Below are 607 nucleotides of genomic sequence, written 5' to 3' on the forward strand. Positions count from 1 at the left end.
CGCGCATTGAGATTTGATCACGCGCAGTAAGCCTTGCTCATCCATTAGCGTTTGAATTTCTAATATGCGCTCAAGATGATAGGCGTTTGATAGCAAAATGACCTCAACCGTCGCTTGAGACGGTAACGGAAATAAACCGCTTTCACACAGAACTTTCGCTGCATTTCGCATGTTTTCAAACGTATTCAAAGAGCGATTTTCAAGCAGGATTTGGCTTGTCGGAAAAGGCTTGGCCAGCGACGTATTCAGGGTCTGAAAATATGCATACATAGCGTCTGCTTCCGAAATGCTTTGTCCTTGCGTTTTTCCACCACAAAATACAAGAGCAGTATTCTCCATTGGCATTTCGAGGATCTTAGCGGCTAGTGCTTCGACTCTCGAGATGCCTTCGGCACTCAATTGGTTATTAACCAATCGCTTACCTAGTACGATGACCACGTTACCTAACTTCATACTTCTCTCTCAATTTCCCCTGCGACAAAGTCACTGTTGTGTGGTCTTTGGCATAGTTACAAAAATCTTCTTTGCCAACCGCCTTACTGGCATTAACATCTAGTTAACAATATTGTTCTAGAGACCTATGAAAGGTTCATTGCTGAAGGAAGTC

The 607-nt window shown here is 43.5% G+C and carries 1 protein-coding gene; it reads right to left on the bottom strand.

The genetic code is table 11. The features are described 5' to 3' along the window. The coding region (locus tag R7Z50_RS28915) for a YdcF family protein (RefSeq protein WP_318149936.1) at positions 1-453 on the bottom strand (453 nt) is incomplete at its 3' end. Between the last annotated feature and the right edge of the window lie 154 nt (positions 454-607).

This window comes from Vibrio sp. 1249-1 (assembly GCF_033340495.1).